This is a genomic window from Corynebacterium vitaeruminis, from assembly GCF_001054325.1.
Taxonomy (GTDB): domain Bacteria; phylum Actinomycetota; class Actinomycetes; order Mycobacteriales; family Mycobacteriaceae; genus Corynebacterium; species Corynebacterium vitaeruminis_A.
The window spans coordinates 130028-147004 of the sequence record NZ_JVVM01000020.1 but is presented as its reverse complement, the minus strand read 5'-3'; the positions used below and the strand labels follow the sequence as shown (position 1 = coordinate 147004).

Annotated in this window: 14 protein-coding genes and 4 pseudogenes; 6 read left to right on the top strand and 12 right to left on the bottom strand. The window is 60.9% G+C overall.

Annotated elements, in window-relative coordinates; genetic code table 11:
• Positions 1–96: 96 nt before the first annotated feature.
• From ADA16_RS04880 to ADA16_RS11360, 4 genes and pseudogenes are all read left to right on the top strand, one after another.
• The gene (locus ADA16_RS04880; RefSeq protein WP_048731341.1) at positions 97–423 is read left to right on the top strand and encodes a heavy-metal-associated domain-containing protein; all 327 of its coding nucleotides are present in this window, start codon (positions 97–99) and stop codon (positions 421–423) included.
• Positions 424–474: 51 nt separating this feature from the next.
• Complete coding sequence (locus tag ADA16_RS04870; RefSeq protein ID WP_082150657.1) at positions 475–2670, top strand: copper-translocating P-type ATPase; 2196 nt, start codon at positions 475–477, stop codon at positions 2668–2670.
• A gap of 89 nt (positions 2671–2759) precedes the next feature.
• Positions 2760–3445, top strand: a pseudogene (locus tag ADA16_RS11460) (DUF305 domain-containing protein).
• A 596-nt stretch (positions 3446–4041) separates the two neighbouring features.
• Complete coding sequence (locus tag ADA16_RS11360) at positions 4042–4221, top strand: hypothetical protein (protein WP_239659344.1); 180 nt, start codon at positions 4042–4044, stop codon at positions 4219–4221.
• A gap of 136 nt (positions 4222–4357) precedes the next feature.
• Here ADA16_RS11360 and ADA16_RS04855 read toward each other — a convergent pair whose 3' ends face one another.
• The 7 genes and pseudogenes from ADA16_RS04855 to ADA16_RS04830 form a co-directional block, all read right to left on the bottom strand.
• Positions 4358–6250 (bottom strand): heavy metal translocating P-type ATPase, encoded by a 1893-nt coding sequence (locus ADA16_RS04855; protein ID WP_048759685.1) that lies wholly within the window; start codon positions 6248–6250, stop codon positions 4358–4360.
• A complete protein-coding gene (gene cmtR, locus ADA16_RS04850) occupies positions 6247–6606 on the bottom strand; it encodes a Cd(II)/Pb(II)-sensing metalloregulatory transcriptional regulator CmtR (RefSeq protein WP_048759684.1) in 360 nt (119 codons plus the stop codon). The genes ADA16_RS04855 and cmtR overlap by 4 nt, the downstream gene beginning before the upstream one ends.
• An 82-nt stretch (positions 6607–6688) precedes the next feature.
• Complete coding sequence (locus tag ADA16_RS04845; RefSeq protein WP_048759682.1) at positions 6689–7756, bottom strand: LLM class flavin-dependent oxidoreductase; 1068 nt, start codon at positions 7754–7756, stop codon at positions 6689–6691.
• A 362-nt stretch (positions 7757–8118) separates the two neighbouring features.
• Positions 8119–8661, bottom strand: a pseudogene (locus ADA16_RS04840) (DUF488 family protein).
• 189 nt (positions 8662–8850) lie between these two features.
• Complete coding sequence (locus tag ADA16_RS11350) at positions 8851–9336, bottom strand: sodium-independent anion transporter (RefSeq protein WP_275042183.1); 486 nt, start codon at positions 9334–9336, stop codon at positions 8851–8853.
• Between the two features lie 66 nt (positions 9337–9402).
• Positions 9403–10530: pseudogene (locus ADA16_RS11345) on the bottom strand (SulP family inorganic anion transporter); the annotation flags it as partial.
• Positions 10531–10555: 25 nt separating this feature from the next.
• Positions 10556–10864 carry a hypothetical protein gene (locus ADA16_RS04830; RefSeq protein WP_048759680.1) on the bottom strand — a complete coding sequence of 103 codons (309 nt, stop codon included), beginning with the start codon at positions 10862–10864 and terminating at the stop codon, positions 10556–10558.
• Positions 10865–11263: 399 nt separating this feature from the next.
• On the opposite strand from ADA16_RS04830, the pseudogene ADA16_RS04825 reads away from it, so the two are divergent.
• Positions 11264–11557, top strand: a pseudogene (locus tag ADA16_RS04825) (YtoQ family protein); the annotation flags it as partial.
• A 110-nt stretch (positions 11558–11667) separates the two neighbouring features.
• On the opposite strand, the gene ADA16_RS04820 reads toward ADA16_RS04825, so the two are convergent.
• Entirely contained in the window at positions 11668–11991 is a 324-nt protein-coding gene (locus ADA16_RS04820) for an amphi-Trp domain-containing protein (protein ID WP_048759677.1), read from the bottom strand.
• 321 nt (positions 11992–12312) lie between these two features.
• On the opposite strand from ADA16_RS04820, the gene ADA16_RS04815 reads away from it, so the two are divergent.
• Entirely contained in the window at positions 12313–12807 is a 495-nt protein-coding gene (locus tag ADA16_RS04815) for a 2'-5' RNA ligase family protein (RefSeq protein ID WP_048759675.1), read from the top strand.
• Between the two features lie 79 nt (positions 12808–12886).
• Here ADA16_RS04815 and ADA16_RS04810 read toward each other — a convergent pair whose 3' ends face one another.
• The 4 genes from ADA16_RS04810 to ADA16_RS04795 all read right to left on the bottom strand — a co-directional run bounded on the left by ADA16_RS04810 (position 12887) and on the right by ADA16_RS04795 (position 16907).
• Positions 12887–13771: a hypothetical protein gene (locus ADA16_RS04810; protein ID WP_048759673.1), complete on the bottom strand. Its 885-nt coding sequence runs from the start codon at positions 13769–13771 to the stop codon at positions 12887–12889.
• A 145-nt stretch (positions 13772–13916) separates the two neighbouring features.
• Positions 13917–15140 (bottom strand): MFS transporter, encoded by a 1224-nt coding sequence (locus tag ADA16_RS04805; RefSeq protein WP_414629646.1) that lies wholly within the window; start codon positions 15138–15140, stop codon positions 13917–13919.
• A gap of 72 nt (positions 15141–15212) precedes the next feature.
• Complete coding sequence (locus tag ADA16_RS04800) at positions 15213–15737, bottom strand: CBS domain-containing protein (RefSeq protein WP_048759668.1); 525 nt, start codon at positions 15735–15737, stop codon at positions 15213–15215.
• Positions 15738–16034: 297 nt separating this feature from the next.
• Positions 16035–16907 (bottom strand): patatin-like phospholipase family protein, encoded by an 873-nt coding sequence (locus ADA16_RS04795; protein ID WP_048759666.1) that lies wholly within the window; start codon positions 16905–16907, stop codon positions 16035–16037.
• Positions 16908–16977: the final 70 nt, after the last annotated feature.

Genomic DNA, 16977 nt, shown 5'->3' with positions numbered 1-16977 from the left:
CGTGAGGGCCGTGCCCTCCACTCCTTGAAAATATACCCCGGGGGGGTATATGCTAGCGAGCGTTACCGCATCCCACCGACCCGTAGGAGCTTTCCCATGATCACCTCCCCGCCCCGCCTCTTGCCGATGGCCTCCCACGGCTGCAGCTGTTGCGGACCTGCCTCACGTGCCGACACCGCCTCCGTCCCTGCCGCCAGCGACTCGTCAGCAGGAGGGTCCTCCCCTAGCTACCAGGTCACCGGCCTGACCTGCGGGCACTGCGCGAAAAGCGTGACTCAGGCCCTTCAGGGGCTCCCCCAGGTCGACGACGTCCAGATTGACCTCGCTGCTGGTGGTGTTTCCACCGTCACGGTCACCGGTGCCGTACCTCCGGAGATGGTTCGCCGGGCCATCGAGGAGGCCGGCTACACCGTCTTATCCTGATCAGTTTTACCCATCATCTCGACCCCGACCGGGTTGAGCGGAAGGAACGTCATGAGCACTCCCCACCATTCCGGCGATCACCATGGTGATCACCCCGCTCCGGAAACAGACCACACCCACCACCCGGATCATGCCAGCCACGAACACCACACAGATGCCGACACCCACGGCCAGGCGATGCCCCACGATCACCCGCACTCCGCCCTGGACGACGACCACCACGTTCATAGTCACGGCGAACACGCCGGACACAGCACCGCAATGTTTCGGGAACGCTTCTGGTGGTCGCTGATTCTGTCCATTCCCGTCGTTATTTTCAGCCCCATGGTCGCCCAGCTGCTCGGTTACCACCTCCCGGCATTCCCCGGATCCACCTGGATCCCCCCGGTGCTAGGCACGATCATCTTCGTCTACGGCGGAACGCCTTTCCTCAAGGGAGGATGGAACGAACTGAAATCCCGCCAACCCGGGATGATGCTCCTGATCGCCATGGCCATCACCGTGGCGTTTGTCGCCTCCTGGGTCACCACTCTGGGGCTGGGCGGTTTTGACCTGGACTTCTGGTGGGAGCTGGCCCTGCTGGTGACCATCATGCTGCTGGGCCACTGGCTGGAGATGCGTGCTCTCGGGGCCGCGTCCTCCGCGCTTGACGCGCTGGCTGCCCTGCTGCCGGATGAGGCCGAGAAAGTCATCGACGGGACCACCCGCACCGTGGCCATCTCCGAGCTGGTCGTCGACGACGTCGTGCTGGTGAGGGCCGGTGCCCGGGTGCCGGCCGACGGAACCATCATCGACGGAGCCGCCGAATTCGATGAGGCGATGATCACCGGCGAATCCCGTCCCGTCTTCCGCGACACCGGTGACAAGGTGGTCGCCGGTACCGTGGCCACCGACAACACCGTCCGCATCAGGGTGGAGGCTACCGGCGGGGACACCGCCCTGGCCGGGATCCAACGCATGGTTGCCGACGCCCAAGAGTCCTCCTCCCGGGCCCAGGCCCTGGCGGATCGGGCGGCAGCGTTGTTGTTCTGGTTCGCGCTGATCTCCGCTCTGATCACCGCGGTGGTGTGGACCATCATCGGCAGCCCGGACGATGCCGTGGTGCGCACGGTCACGGTGCTGGTCATCGCCTGTCCGCACGCCCTGGGCCTGGCGATTCCGCTGGTCATTGCGATCTCCAGCGAGCGGGCCGCGAAATCCGGGGTGCTCATCAAGGACCGGATGGCGCTCGAGCGGATGCGCACCATCGACGTGGTGCTCTTCGACAAAACCGGCACCCTGACCGAGGGTGCGCACGCGGTCACCGGTGTCGCAGCAGCTGTCGGCGTCACCGAGGGCGAGCTGCTGGCCCTGGCCGCCGTCGCGGAGGCCGACAGCGAGCACCCCGTGGCCCGCGCCATCGTGGCGGCCGCGGCCGCCCATCCCGAGGCCTCCCGTCGGCAAATGCGTGCAACTGGTTTCAGCGCCGCCTCCGGCCGGGGGGTCCGGGCCACTGTCGATGGCGCTGAGATCCTCGTGGGCGGGCCGAACATGCTGCGCGAGTTCAACCTCACCACCCCGGCCGAGCTCACCGACACCACCAGCGCCTGGACCGGGCGTGGGGCCGGTGTGCTCCATATTGTCCGCGACGGTCAGATTATCGGTGCGGTGGCCGTCGAGGACAAGATCCGCCCCGAATCCCGCGCCGCCGTGAAAGCCCTGCAGGACCGCGGGGTGAAGGTCGCGATGATCACCGGTGACGCGCAGCAGGTGGCCCAGGCGGTTGGCCAGGACCTGGGGATCGATGAGGTCTTCGCCGAGGTCCTGCCCCAGGACAAAGACACCAAGGTCATGCAGCTGCAGGACCGGGGTTTGAGCGTGGCCATGGTCGGCGACGGTGTCAATGACGCCCCCGCTCTGACCCGCGCGGAGGTCGGTATCGCCATCGGTGCCGGCACGGATGTGGCCATGGAATCTGCCGGGGTGGTCCTAGCCAGTGATGACCCGCGGGCAGTGCTGTCGATGATTGAGCTGTCCCAGGCCAGCTACCGCAAGATGATCCAGAACCTGGTCTGGGCCTCTGGCTACAACATCCTCGCCGTGCCGCTGGCCGCCGGAGTGCTCGCCTCGATCGGGTTCGTGCTGTCCCCGGCCGTGGGCGCGATCTTGATGTCTGCCTCGACCATCGTGGTGGCCCTGAACGCCCAGCTGTTGCGCCGGATTGATCTGGACCCGGCCCACCTGGCTCCCACCAGTCCGAAGGAGTAACACACCACGCCTACTCCGAAATCCACCGCCGTCCACTGATCCACCACTTCTCTCCACTGCCCCCCATATGACCCTGAAAGGGCTCCACCATAAAGCGCACCCTTATTCTTTCCGCTCTCGCCGTGGCCTCCACCCTGGTGCTGGCCGCCTGCGGTGAGGCCACCGACTCAGGCAACACCGACGCCACCACCTCGGCCACCAGCACTGCGACGACTACCGCTGAGACGACCGAGACCACCAGGGCGGCGACTGATGAGGACGGGGAGATCTCCGCCGATCACAACGACGCGGACATCATGTTTGCCCAGATGATGATCCCCCATCACAAGCAGGCCGCGGAAATGAGTGAGATGCTCTTGGCCAAGGAGGGCATCCCCGCCCAGGTCGTGGAGTTTGCCCAGGGAGTTATTGACGCCCAGGGACCGGAGATTGACCGGATGAACGCCATGCTCGAGGCCTGGGACCAGCAGCCGGTCACCGACTCTGGGGCATGGGGACCATGGATGAGATAGGTGGAATGGATCACGGCGAGATGGGTGGCATGAGCGGGATGATGAGCCAGGAGGACATGACAGCCCTTGAGGAAGCCCAGGGCACCGGCGCCGCCCGCCTTTACCTGGAGCAGATGACCGCCCACCACGAAGGCGCGGTCGACATGGCCCGTGACGAGGTTGCTGACGGCCAGAATCCCCATGCAATCACCCTGGCCGAACAAATTATCAACGACCAGGAGGCCGAGATTGCCCAGATGCAGCAAATGCTCACTGACCTATGACAGGTCCCCGTCTTTTTCTGATCCCGAGGACAGGAATCTGAAAAAGAGGGATAACCGTGACGATTGCCACCTGCTGCGGGCGATGGGTCGTTGTCACCGCAGCGGGTGCACCGGGGTGGATGTTTCTACTCCCTCTGGTCGCACCACTGAGGAAAGGGGAAAGCCCCTGTGTCCAGAACCTTGGAGGACTACGCATTATTGTCCGATACTCACACGGCCGCCCTGGTCTGCCGGCAGGGCAGCATTAATGTTGGGGGTGTCCCCCGAGTAGTGGACACGGCGTTGGTGTCAGTTAGGCAACGAGGCCTACGGTAGCAGCCGTCGTCGCGGTCTCGAAGGTTGTACTGCAATCCTAGCTATCGCTTTTTACTTCTTGTATCTACTCAATCTCTAGCAGCTTCTACTGTATGTCCATAGGGTAAAGGGTATTTAGCAACGACACGTCGTGGAGTTCAAATTCAACGTTTAACGCGGGCAGCCGCTGCCGGATTCTCGGTGGCGATTCCGACCCGAACCTCGGGGACATTCTCGCGCTTCCTCATCTACGTGAGCTCCGCGACGCCGGCCAGCTCACCGCTACCTCCATCTTCGATAGCTTGAGCGAGCTCGACCACGACCATCTAATCTGGTGCACTGGTTTCCGTCCGGCCCTCGGCCCATTCCGCCACCTCATGCGTGGCCGTGAAACCGCGATGAAGAATCTCCATCTAGTTGGTTACGGCAACTGGACCGGCGACGGCTCGGCAACCCTGACGGGTGTCGAGTCCTTTTGCTGAATACGCTGCCCAGGTAGTCGCGGGTCGTGTCGATGAAGCACGGCATCAAAAGTTTTGAGACGACGCTTGGTCCCTGAGCAGCTCGATCCTTCAAAGATCCGCGCTGGAGAGCCAGCGCGCTGGGCGAAGGTGCGCCTCAGCGCTTCGCTCGCGCAGCCCGCAGGCCGTTCAAGATCACGATAACTTCAGCGACCTCGTGAACCAATACGACGGCGGCCAGACCCAGCACGCCGCTGATCGCCAGCGGCATCAACACGATGATGATGGCCAGAGACAGCACGATGTTCTGGTTAATAATCCTGCTGCCTCGACGGGCGTGCTGCAGCGCCTGCGGGATCAACCGGAGGTCGTGGCCGGTGAAGGCGACGTCAGCGGACTCGATTGCGGCGTCAGAGCCGGTCGCTCCCATTGCTATGCCCACCGTCGCGCCCGCCAGCGCAGGAGCGTCGTTGATGCCGTCGCCAATCATCGCCGTCGGCGTCTTGGAGGAGAGCTCGGCGACGATGCTTGCCTTGTCCTCCGGGCGCAGCTCAGCGCGCACATCGTCGATTCGGGCGATTTCAGCCAGAGCCCGGGCGGTGCGAGCGTTATCGCCGGTTAGCATGCTCACTTCCACGCCGTTGGCGTGCAGGGTCTGCACAGCTTCGGGTACCTCGGGCCGCAGCTCGTCGCGGACCCCGACCGCCCCGGCGAGAGCGTCATCGACGGTGACAAGGACGCAGGTCTGGCCCTCGGACTCCATGCGCTCAACGTCTGCCTTCAGTGGCCCGGCGTCGATCCACCGGGGACTGCCCACAAGTACCCGTCGACCTTCGACGGTGCCGCCGATGCCATGCCCGGCTTCCTCGCTGATGTCCAAGGCAGCGGGCGCTTCGGGCCCCGCTGCCGCGATCGCAGCGGCGAGGGGGTGCGTCGATTGCTGCTCAACTGCCGCCGCGAAAGCAAGCACCTGAGCCCGATCGAATCCGTCTGCCGGGACCACGTCGGTAACCTCGGGCTGGTTGCGGGTAAGGGTTCCGGTCTTGTCCACCGCCAGGTGGCGGATGCCGCCGAGTCGCTCGAACGCCGCGCCGGATTTGATGACCACGCCGAACTGGCTGGCCGCGCCGATCGCGGCCACGACCGTCAGCGGCACCGAGATTGCCAGCGCACACGGCGATGCTGCGACCAGGACCACCAACGCGCGGGTGATCCACGTCTCGGGGTCGCCCAGCAGCGAGCCAATCACGCCGACCAGCACCGCCAGGATCATCACCCCGGGCACTAGGGGTTGGGCAATCCGGTCGGCGATCCGGGCGCGGTCGCCCTTTTCCGCCTGCGCCTGCTCGACCAGGTCCACGAGTGTGGTCAGCGAGTTGTCCGTTCCAGCTGCGGTCGTCTCGACCTCCAGCACGCCGGCGGAGTTGATTGCTCCCGCGGGCACCTCGTCGCCGGGCGCAACCTCCTCCGGAATGGATTCTCCGGTGATCGCTGAGGTGTCAAGGCTGGAGCGCCCAGACCGAATGATGCCGTCCGTGGCGATCCGCTCTCCGGGGCGCACGAGCATCAGCTCGCCAGCCACGAGATCCTTCGCTGCGACCTCGACCGTCGTACCGTCGCGCAGCACCGTCGCGGTCTGCGGTACCAATTTCAACAGTGCCCGCAGTCCGCCCTGGGCCCGGTCCATCGCCTTGTCTTCCAGTGCCTCGGCGATCGAGTACAGGAACGCTAGCGCCGCCGCCTCTCCGACGTAACCGAGGATTACCGCGCCGACCGCGCTGATCGTCATCAGCAAACCAATGCCGAGCTTGCGCTTCGTGGCAAGGTTCCGGATAGCGCCGGGCGTGAACGTATACGCCCCTAGCAGCAGGCCGATCCAGAACAGAACTGTCGCGGGTGTCTCTAGTCCGGACCAGTCCAGCGCCAGACCTATGCAGAGGGCTACGCCGGAGAAGATCGGCAGTAGCAACTCGGGGTCCTTCCACCATGGCCGATCGAGATCTTCGATCTCCGTGGCTGGTTCGTGTTCGCATCCACATGCTGAACTCATGCGTCCGCTCCTTTTCCGTCGCAGCCGGGCACCGAGCACTCAGGGTCGATGCACGGGGCGTTTTCGTCGACAGCCAACGTCGCGTTCACTAGTGCGTTGAGCGCTGTCGCGAGGTGCGGATCGGCGATTTCGTAGCGTGTCTTGCGGCCCTCCGGCTCGGCGACGACGATGCCGCAGTCACGCAAGCAGGTCAGGTGGTTCGAGACGTTCGAGCGGGTCAGGTTCAGGTCGCGCGAAAGCACGGCCGGGTAGCTCGGGCCGTCGAGTAGGGTGATCAGGATTCTGGAGCGCGTCGGATCCGCCATGGCCCGGCCGAGCCGGTTCATGACGTCGAGGCGTGAAGCAATAGTCAGCATATGCTGAACTATACAGCAATTACTGAACTATTCAACACGCACTGAACTGACATTGAAGCGAAGAGCTTGCGAACTGCAGGAATTAGTCGATGAGATAGCCGGTAACTGGGCCTTCGTGATTCGGCTGCCAACCCAACGCGGGGGCGACATGCGTGGCGAAGTTGTCCAAGATCTTCACGTTGACGTCGACGCCCATCCCGGTGGGGATGGTGATGAGCAGGGTGTCGGCGGACATGACGGCGGCGTCGGCTTTGAGTTGCTCAATGAGCTTGTCCGGCTCGGCGGCGTAGGTGCGGCCGAAGGTGGAGGCGCCGACGTCGGGAAGCATGCCCACCTGATCGGAGTCGGAGGCCTGCATGCCGAACAACTGCATGTCCGCGCCGTCGACGATGGGGAAGACGGAGCGGGACACCGACACACGCGGCGTCCAATCGTGGCCCGCCTTCTTCCACGCGGCGCGGTAGCGGCTGATCTGATCCGCCTGGATTTCGCCCAGGGTCTCGGCGGTGGTCTCGGAGACCAGCGTGGAGGACATCAGGTTGAGCCCGTCCTTGGCGGTTTGCTCGGCAGAAGCGTGGGTACCGGAGCCGTAGAAAATGTGCTTACGCAGTTCGGGCACCATGGGGAAGATCGGCAGGGCGGAGCCGGGCTGGAACATGTTGGGGTACTGCCGGTCCAGCGGTGCGGCGGTGGCGAATCCGTTGCCGTCCACTGCAGCCATGAACGCCTCGAGGTGGGCTCGCGCCACGTCCGCGCCGTTGGGCGTTTCACCCTTGTAGCCGAAGGCCTCCCAGCCGCGGTCAGCCACCTCAGGGGCGCCGCGCGAGACGCCCAGGGCCACGCGGCCACCGGAAATGTGGTACAACGACGTGGCCTCTTCGGCGAGGTAGAGCGGGTTTTCATAGCGCATGTCGATGACACCGGTGCCGACCTCGATGTGTTTGGTGGTGGCCGCGACAGCACCCAGCAGCGGCATCGGGGCGGAGGCCTGCGGCACGAAGTGGTGGACACGGAAGGACGCGTTGTTCACGCCGATTTCGTCCGCAGCCTGGGCGATCTCCAGATGAGTCTTGGCGATCTTTTCCGCAGATGGCCCGCGCTGGCCACCGAAGGCGTAATGCCCGAAGCTTAAGAACCCGAACGCTTTCATTGGATACCACTCCTTTTGATGGTGCTAACGAGAAAGTAACTTTGCAATGAGATACCGTGGACTTCAAGCTCGACGTCTAGGGCCGTGGCAAGTCGGTAGTACGTTTTTCGATTCGATGCTTTGGGGCACACTACCGGGGTTGCCGGTGCTCTTCTTAGATTGCGCGGTTCAGATTTCCTAACCTAAAGCTCGTTTGAGCGTGCTATCCGCTGGTGTGCCCCCCCCGATGCTGCTGCTCATAAGGTGGTGGGCGCTCCATGAATACAAGGCGTAAGTCGCGCCTTAGGTCAGGCCGAGGAGGATGCCGTGGCTCACTGAGTCGTAGTCCGAGTTTCCGCACCCACTGGCCTCTGGTGTACGCGCTAGCCCCGCTCGGGGTAGCGCACGAGGAGATCGTTGCCGATGACTGCGCCGTCGTTGAGCGTTGCCTCGCTCACCTTCGCCCCGGCTGCACCCAGACCCATAATGTGGCCAACCTCGTCACCGTGGGCGATGAGGTGGTCGGCAATGATACGCCGGTGGCAGCGCCACCACACCGCCTCGGCGCACATGATTGCGGTGGGGGTTTCGGCGGCGTTCGCCCGTAGCTGCGAGATTGCGTCGGAGAACTCCTCGCCCAGCGCATGGTCGGCGTAATTGTGGAAGCTGCGGTTACGCCAGTTGCCGTTAACCTCAAACGGCACCGAGTGGGACACGTTGCGCCGCCCGGTGAGGCCCTCGCTTCTGCTGTAAGTGATGCCACATGTAGGAAGGTGTTCGGCAAGGTAGTCGCCGTTGAACCACGGTTACTTCCTGGATCCGGGCAGCTTGCGCACATCCACGATGGATGCCACACCGGCAGCTTTGATCATTTCAGCGAAGTCCTCGAACTCGAGGTTGGAGTGGCCCACGGTGAAAATGCGCATGTCGCCAATGCTACGCGCCAAGCGGTTACACCCACATCGGCTTCACGAATGAGAAGGTGACTTTGCAACGACACGTCGTGGAGTTTAAGTGCAACGTGTAAAGGTTTTTCAAGCATCGCGCGATGGGGACGTGGACCCACGATTGCAGGGTCGACTGCGACGGAGTGACCATTGTCTGGCTCAGCCAAGCTATTGACTCTGCGATGCCGCGGGTGCGCCATCCGACTCTTCATGCTGAATGTGCGAGGCATGCAGTCGGGCGTGGGCGATGGCATCGAGAGTGTTGTCGAAGACGTGATTCTCGTGCGCAAGCTGGTCGAATACGCCGAGTTCGCGCAACACCGGAATATATTCGGGCTTCGTGGCAGCGAGCAGGACCCTGGTACCGTGGCGTTCGAGGCGCCCAATCGTGTCGGCGAGCATCTGGGCGCCGGTGGTGTCGATCGTCGTAACGTAGCGCATGCGGAGCACGACAACCTTGACCGACGAGACATCAGCGAGCTCGAGGAGGAAATCGTGCGCCGCACCAAAGAAGAGGGGGCCTTCCATTCGAAAGGCGGCGATGTGCTCGTCGAGAAGCTCACGCTCCTTGTCGCGGTGGTCTCCCTCGTCTAGCGGGACGGCTTCCAGCACCGCCGTGCGGGCGGTATCGCGCAGTGCGAAGAAGCCCGCCATAACAAGGCCGATGAGTACGGCGACGACAAGGTCGAACACGACGGTGGCGGCAGCCGTGATGAGCAGGGTGGCTCCGTCGCCCTTGGTGGCGCGTATCACCGAGCGGAGGTTCCGCGGGTGGGTCATCTGAATCGCTGTGGCGATGAGCACGCCGGCGAGCGCGGCGAGAGGAATCTCGGCCACCCACCGGGCCGCGACGAGTACGGAGACGAGCAGCAGCGAATGGAACACCGCTGCCAGGCGTGTGCCTGCGCCTGCCCGCACATTGACGGCAGTTCGGGCGATCGCGGCGGTCGCGGGAATCCCGCCGAACAGGGGCGCGACGACGTTGGCCACGCCCTGCCCGAAAAGCTCACGGTCGGGATCGTGCCGGTCGCCAACAGTCATTGCGTCGGCAACCGTCGCAGACAGTAACGATTCCAACGCACTGAGAGCTGCGACGGCGATCGCTGCCAACAGAAGCGAATCCAGGTGCTCTCACGGGATCTGCGGCCAGCGCGGGGCAGGCAACGTCGAAGGGATGTAGCCGATGGTCTTCAGACCGCTGTCTGCCAACATGTTGATGGCCGTCGTGGCAGCTACCAACACCAGCGCCGCGGGGAAGCCGCTACGAACGCGTGCAGCAAGCACGATTCCGGCCGCCACCGCAAGGGTCATCACGGGCGCCTGCCATGCCGGAGCGTCTAACCAAGCTTTGATCGAGCCCCACGCCAACCCGAGGACTTTCTCGCCGTCCACGTCAACACCGAGTGCTGCGGGCAGCTGTTGGAGGCCGATGATTAACGCAATACCGGCGGTGAAACCTTCGACGACAGGTAACGGCATGTACTTCATCGCGCGGCCAGCGCCGGTGAACGCCAGCAAGAGCAGCATGAGCCCCGCCAGCACGCCGACGACGAGCACCCCATCGGCACCATGGTTGGCCACGATGGGGATTAACACGACGGTCATTGCGCCGGTCGGGCCGCTTACCTGGACGTTGCTACCACCGAAGGTCGCGGCCAGGATGCCCGCGACGATGGCCGTCGTAATCCCGGCCGCCGCGCCGACATCGGACGCAACGCCGAAGCCGAGCGCGAGGGGGAGTGCGACGAGGACCACCATGAGGCCTGCCGAGAGGTCGCGCCCGATTGTCGCGCGGGACCAGTCCGAGCGGCGCGGTGCGAAACACAGGGCACGGGACCGGATGCCCACTGTAGAGGCGGCGGAGGAGGGCCGGCTACCGGATCCGGGCTTTCGCGGCGATGAGCAGCAGGGCGGCATGGTCGATTTCGCCGTTTTTGATCTCGCGATTGAGCTTGTGTAGCACCACGGGGCAGCGCAGGCAGCGGATGCCGGATTTGCAACACTTCTTCTTCGGCGTCATCGCGGCCAGTTTGAAGGGGTCCTTGCCGGCGAGCTTTTTCGCGGCCTTGGCCTCGGCCTTCGAGTATTCGGGCAGGCGTAGCGAGGTCGTTGCCGCAGCCTTTTTCTTGGCTTTGGCGGCGTCCTTCTTCTTGCCTTTGTCGCCTTTCTTGCCCTTGGACATGCGCGTTCCCTTCGTCGCGAGTGTTCCCGAATTAGGTTAGCGTCGCCTCATGTGACTTGGGTAGGCGTGGGTACCTGGTGGGTGTATTCAGGTGTTGCTTGACGATGGCTTGCCGGTCGGCCAGTGCCGCAGCGGTAAATGACGACGAAAGGACGCAAAATCGACCAAAACGACTCAGATCTGTCCGCTGTGGCCTGCGGAAATGGCGAGCGATAGTGAGTTGTTTTGACGACGGGCGCTCCTCGGCGTGCAGGAGTTCATTGTGCGCCAGATTGGACAGCATCACCCTGGCCGCTGGGCCGATGTCACCGCTGTCAAAGCTCGAGCCCATTAACTCGAACCACGCATAGGCGGCGTTACAACCCGAGAAACACTCGGCCCGTGTGCGAGCACCGGGGGGGGGAGGCGCCTGCGGGATTCTGGCGTGATCACCAGTCGTCGAAGGTCAACTCCATCCGTACTCGTACTTTGATTGAGAAGGCGGATATGGTTGTCGTCCGTTTCGGCGACCAGTACAAGCAGTGGAACGCAGCTTTCGACGCGGGCTACTGTGCTGCGCTGGACAAGCCGTACATCACGCTTCACGGTGAGGGCATTGTCCACCCGCTCAAGGAAGTTGATGCTGCTGCTCAGGCGTGGTGCACGACGAACGACCAGGTTGTAGAGATTCTGCGCTATGTGCTCAAGGCGTAAGGCCTGCAGAATTAGAAGCCAAGACAAAGGACGACTCCGGAAGACAATTCCGAAGTCGCCCTTTGCTTAGTTAACACTGCGCGGAACAAAAACGGACAGCAACAAGCCGGCTAGGAGATTGCGAAGCCCGATGCTGGGCCGGGTTTTTCGACGGGCTCGCCACCTTCGTCGACCATCCAGTCAATTTCCAGCTCCAGCTCGCGCTCAATACCAGCGCGCTTTCGGGAATCGACAACTTCCATCGTGGTATTAAACGATGTCGGCATGGTCATCGTCACCGCGGACTCGCCAGTGCCGAGAGTCATTTCCCCGGCGCGGATGCGAGCCGCCAGCGTCTCCAGCAAATCGGCGAGCTCATTGCGGCTGAAGCTTGCCTTGCTCTTCACCAACTTTTGATTCTTCGGGGGCGTAATCTTTTTAGGTTTCGGTGCCATGTCTTTGCTCACCTTTCCAGCCGCGGCGGTAATTTTGCAGTGTGGAGAATCGGCCGTCACTCCACACTGTCTTTGAAGATGCTCTTAAAGCTTTCAAGAAGCCTATCCATCTCCATTATCCCAATAAAAAATAGTTTTTACCAGGGGTAATAATAAGAGGCTAGAAATTACGGAAAGTGGGTTATAAATTGTGAAAATTCCTGCGCTATGCTCTGGATTGCAAGACCCTGAGTGCTTTAGATGAGGCACTCTAGTAATGGTGCCCTTGGTCAGTGCTTCAAGCACGTCGACGGACAGCAATAGGGGAGGAGTAAGCGTCACATGGTGTCACCTGACAACATCCTGATGTACCTTCTGCCTGAGCAAGAGGCGCAGGTTAAAGAGATCTTTGCGCAACTGGCAGAGCGTGGATTCCCGCAGCAGAATCAAAAGCCCCACATCACTGTGACTTTTGCGCCGACTATGAGACCGAAGGTAGTCCAACGAGCAGCCGAGATTCTTCCACCTCTTATGCCTGCGGAATTCCGTAGAGTAGGAACGGTAGTGTTCGGTACAAAGGGTAAACAAACCGTCGCATGGTTGTTAGAAACAAGCGACGAGCTGGAAGAAGCTGCTCGCGAGATTAGCCGTCTCAACCCTGACGGTCGCGGCTCTCGCTGGATTCCGCATCTGACTATGGGGCTGAGAATCCCGCGGGATATGGTTCCCGGTTACGTCCGGGCTCTTGACGAAATAACAAGCCCGCACTTCAAAACCCTCAACGCGCCGCGTGCTGCATTTTGGAGCCCTAAAGTGCAGGGATTAACGGAGTTTTAACGCGCCCCGGCAACGAGCGCGTCGCTACTTCGCAGCTCCCGCACCGCTACTTCTCAAACGCAGAGGATCCAAACGAACGCTAAGCAGCGTCCATAATCTTCTTTGCCTGGGCATCGAAGACCTCCAAGGCACGCTTCTTTGCCGCTTCCTTGGACTCCGGGGATGCCTGTGGAATCGGCATCGGTTCCGTCATGTTTTCCATGTCGGTACTGGGGGCGTCCGGATTCGGGGCAGCAGACACCGTCACCAGGACGCCATTGACGATGCCGACAATGTCGTAGCTTGTCGCAGTGGCGGTCGTCCCACCGGAGTTAATGTCAATAACAGTCTCGTGTGCAGTGAGCTCTTCTGGCTTGACGGAAAGATCTGGGTCCCACTTTTCCCGGTGCATTTTCATAGTGGTCGTCATATCCACGTCATTAAGCATGTCCTGCACCTCAGGAGAAAACTCCTGCCCTTCCATGGATTCGTCCAGGATGTCGGAAGCATCCATCGAAGCGGTCACATCGGAGCATTTTTCCAGGTTATCCGTGTACTCCTTGTACACCTCAGGGGACTTCAATACTGAGACGCTGACAGTGACGTGTTCTTCCGTGAGGTCGGCGTATGCACCGACGGCGTTCTCCAATTCCTCCGTCGGTTCAATGAAATCAGCGCATTCGGCCGGCTCAAGTTCTAAGGAATCGTCCGAAAACATCTCCATGGCATCCTTGTATCCAGCGGTCCTGTTTGCAGAGAAGTCCACGCCTTGAACTTCATTAGTGAGCAGGAGCTGGTCTTCAGCTGCAGCAGGCGCCGAGCCGTCTGCCTTCGTCATTTTGTTAGTCGACTCTTTGCCTGTCTCACCACCGGCATTGCTGCTTTCTTCCCCAGCGCCACATGCGGTGAGCAACGCGGCGCTCGTACAACCCGCGACAACAGCTGTCGCAATCTTTTTCCACATTCCAGAGCTGCGCTGCTTCATGATTCCTCGTCTCATCGAGCTAAAAATCAACAACCTATGCCATCTGCCCAGGCGCCCTGAGCAGAAGTCAAACTTTGGTGAAAGAAAGAATACAAGAGCTCGTCACCGCTCGCTTCTCAAAACAAGGTTTCCAGTCGCGTCTGCTTTACGACGTTCCTTCAGTGGCCACTGCAGACTGTGCAACCTTCGCCACGGGATACATGGAGGTCAACGCGATGATCGCACCGAAGATGAAAACAGGCACGAACCCGAATTTCGGTGCCGCGAAAGAAATGACAAAAGGAGCGAAGAAACCTACATATGTCAGCGAATAGTAGATGGCAGTGGCAGCACCCAGCTCAGCAGGTGGTGCGATAATTTGCACTTCGCGGAGGCCGGAGACCATCATCACGCCGTACGCGGCACCTAGGGCCAGGGCAGCGGGGAAAACGCTCCACACGTTCTGGGTGAGTGCGACGATGAGGCTGAGCAGCATTCCGACCGTCGTCAAGCCAAGACCGAAAATAGCCGGTGGGATAAAGCTGCTGGAACTGATGCGAGTGACCAGTGGTTGCACCAGAACGCCGGTGCCCATCGTGAGGCAGGCGATGAGTCCTGCGAAGGCAATGGGGTAGCGGGACTCGGCGATTGTTGGAAGGACGACGAACGATGTGCACGCGGCACCGAAGACCCACGGTGCCCAAGCGGCGACTGCCCACAGGAATCTCGGGCTTAGAGTCACGGAGGAGAAGAACCGTTGCGAGACATCGCTGTGACCTGCCGCTGATAGTCCGCCGGAGGCGGTCCATGTCAGCGGTGCGATAAAAAGCAGCAATGCGAGATGAACAAGGTAGGGGATGACGTCGGGGCGGGGAGCAAACTCCGCGACCAGCCCTGAAGCCAGTGGTCCGAGGGAGAATCCGGCGGAGAGCGCAACGGTTGCGCGCCGGGCGGAAATTTGAGGTGCGACGGGCGCGATCTCCTTGATCCACGAGGCGCCAGCAGCCATCACCATGCCCATCGAAATGCCGACGATAAGACGTCCTATCAGCAGTGATGGGAAGTGAAACCAGACGCCAGTGAGCAGGACTGCTGAGCCAACGGCAGAGGTTATCAGTGCGGGGCGGATGATGGCGCGACGGCCGAGCCGGTCGGAAAGTGGGCCGCAGACGAGTAGCGCGGGGATGAGCCCCGCGACATAGATGGCGAATAGAAAGGTGACCTGGGACTGGTTGAGGGCATCGACTATTCGATACGCGGGCAGGAGCGGGGCAAAGAGGTTGGCACCAAACGCAACCGCGAACATACCCAGGGCTACTCGAATCCAGTCTCGTGTCACGGTTGCCTCCTGACGACTTCTCTCCTGTGGGGGGATAAAACAGTGTGTCAACAAGAATAGGCCAGCTAGCAAACGCTAGCTGGCCTTTCGAGTTACTCGGGTTGCTTACCCAAGCTAGTCGCCCTAGTTATTGGCGGCACCGAAAAACGCGGTAATCGGCGAGAAGAATCCCTTGGACTTCTTCGGCTTCTTGGCTGCCTTTGTCTTGCCAAGAATTCGCTCAGAGATGCGGTCGGTAAGAACACCTACCAACTTGCCGCTGCGCACGACGGGCAGCTCGCTGAGACGCTCGTCGATAAGCTGGCGAGCCCTGATTGCAACCGGATCCTCAGGTTTGACGAAGACCTTCACCGGAGCGCCGACGGTGTTCATGTAGGCATCGCGGTCGGCGTATTCACGTAGTTCCTTCAGCGTAATGTCGCTGGTCAGGTAGCCTTCATCATCGACGAGGAAGACACAGGTATCGTCATCGAGACCAGCGAATTCAGCTGCGTAAGTATTCAGTGCCTCACCGACAGTGATGTCCTCCGGAAGTGCAATGTACGACTCGGTCATATGCATCCCGACGGTGTCGGGGAGGAGGTTGTAGGGGCTGATTGAAGATTTCGGCTTGAAGAAGTTGGCGATGGTGTTCTGTGTCTGTGTCATTTTTGGATCCTTTTCCAGGTATCCCAGCTCCTTTGCTAGGAGGGAATTTCTGTTGATTGATAAATTATGGCTCCCTCGCCTAAGAGCGTTGGCAATGTGATGCCGCAACTAAAGGTGGCCACTTGAGATGGGACCTTGCTTCGAGAGTCTGCCGAAACTCTCGATAAAGTGCAGGGCAGTGGCCTATGTGGATATAGGAGCCTCACCTAACGAGGTTGTTCGCTACGCAAAGGTTAACACAAGGTTACGTACACAGTAAAGAGGAATGAACGAAAAGCTTCTTGTAGGTATCGAAAGCTATATGCCCATGAACTCCCGAATCGCCGGCCATTCGGCATCAGTTTGTGCCTGGCCAAGCTCGTAATTGTGCAGCAACTTCGGACGCCTCCGCTCCGCCTTCGTGATGCTCATGTCATTGGAATAGAAAACATAGGCCTGGCCTTTTCGCTCAAGCTCAGCAGCCCAATCGAGAGATGCATTGTAGCGCTCATGCCTAGTAATAAGAAGCTCTGCCACCATCGGGTTGCTACGGAAAATCTGGCGCAGGAGCTGTGGGCGTGAAGGCGCTGTGCGGCGGAACCCCTTCGGGCGAGTTAGCACGATGAGGAACTTCTTAAAGCCGTCTGCCTCTGCGGCATTAATCGGAATGCCGCCCGATGATCCCAGCGCGCCATCGACGAATGGGATGCCGTCAATATAGGGCATGCGCATGACACCGGGAATTGTTGAGCTGGCGCGGGTGTACTTCATCAACGTAGGCAAATCTGGGATATCTTCCCGCCCCCAGTTGATGGTCTCGCCCGTATCTGCCCGGACGGCAGAAATCCGGTAGGGAGTTGGATTGTTCTTAAAAGTCTCGTAATCCAGTGGCATGGCGCCGTCGGGAAGCCCCGCGTCTTCATAGATGTACTCGGCATCGAAATAGCCGCGTCCGCGCAGCATCGGGCGCCAGCCACTGCTGGCGGGCTGTGCAATGAAGTCAGTGAAGCTATTTATAGAGCGCTGGATATCCCGGGAAAGGTAATTGACTACGTGAGAGGCACCGGCGCTTACCCCGCCGACCCAACCGACATCGATGTCCTCGCGAAGTAGTCGTTCGACGAAAGGCGCCGTGTAGCTATTGCGTGTTCCGCCACCTTCGAAGACTAACGCTACATCGCTGACCTGCATTTATATCCCTCCGGTTGTCGTCACGCTATTGCCTATCGGGCGTTACGCTCGTTCAAGACTACCTGAACGC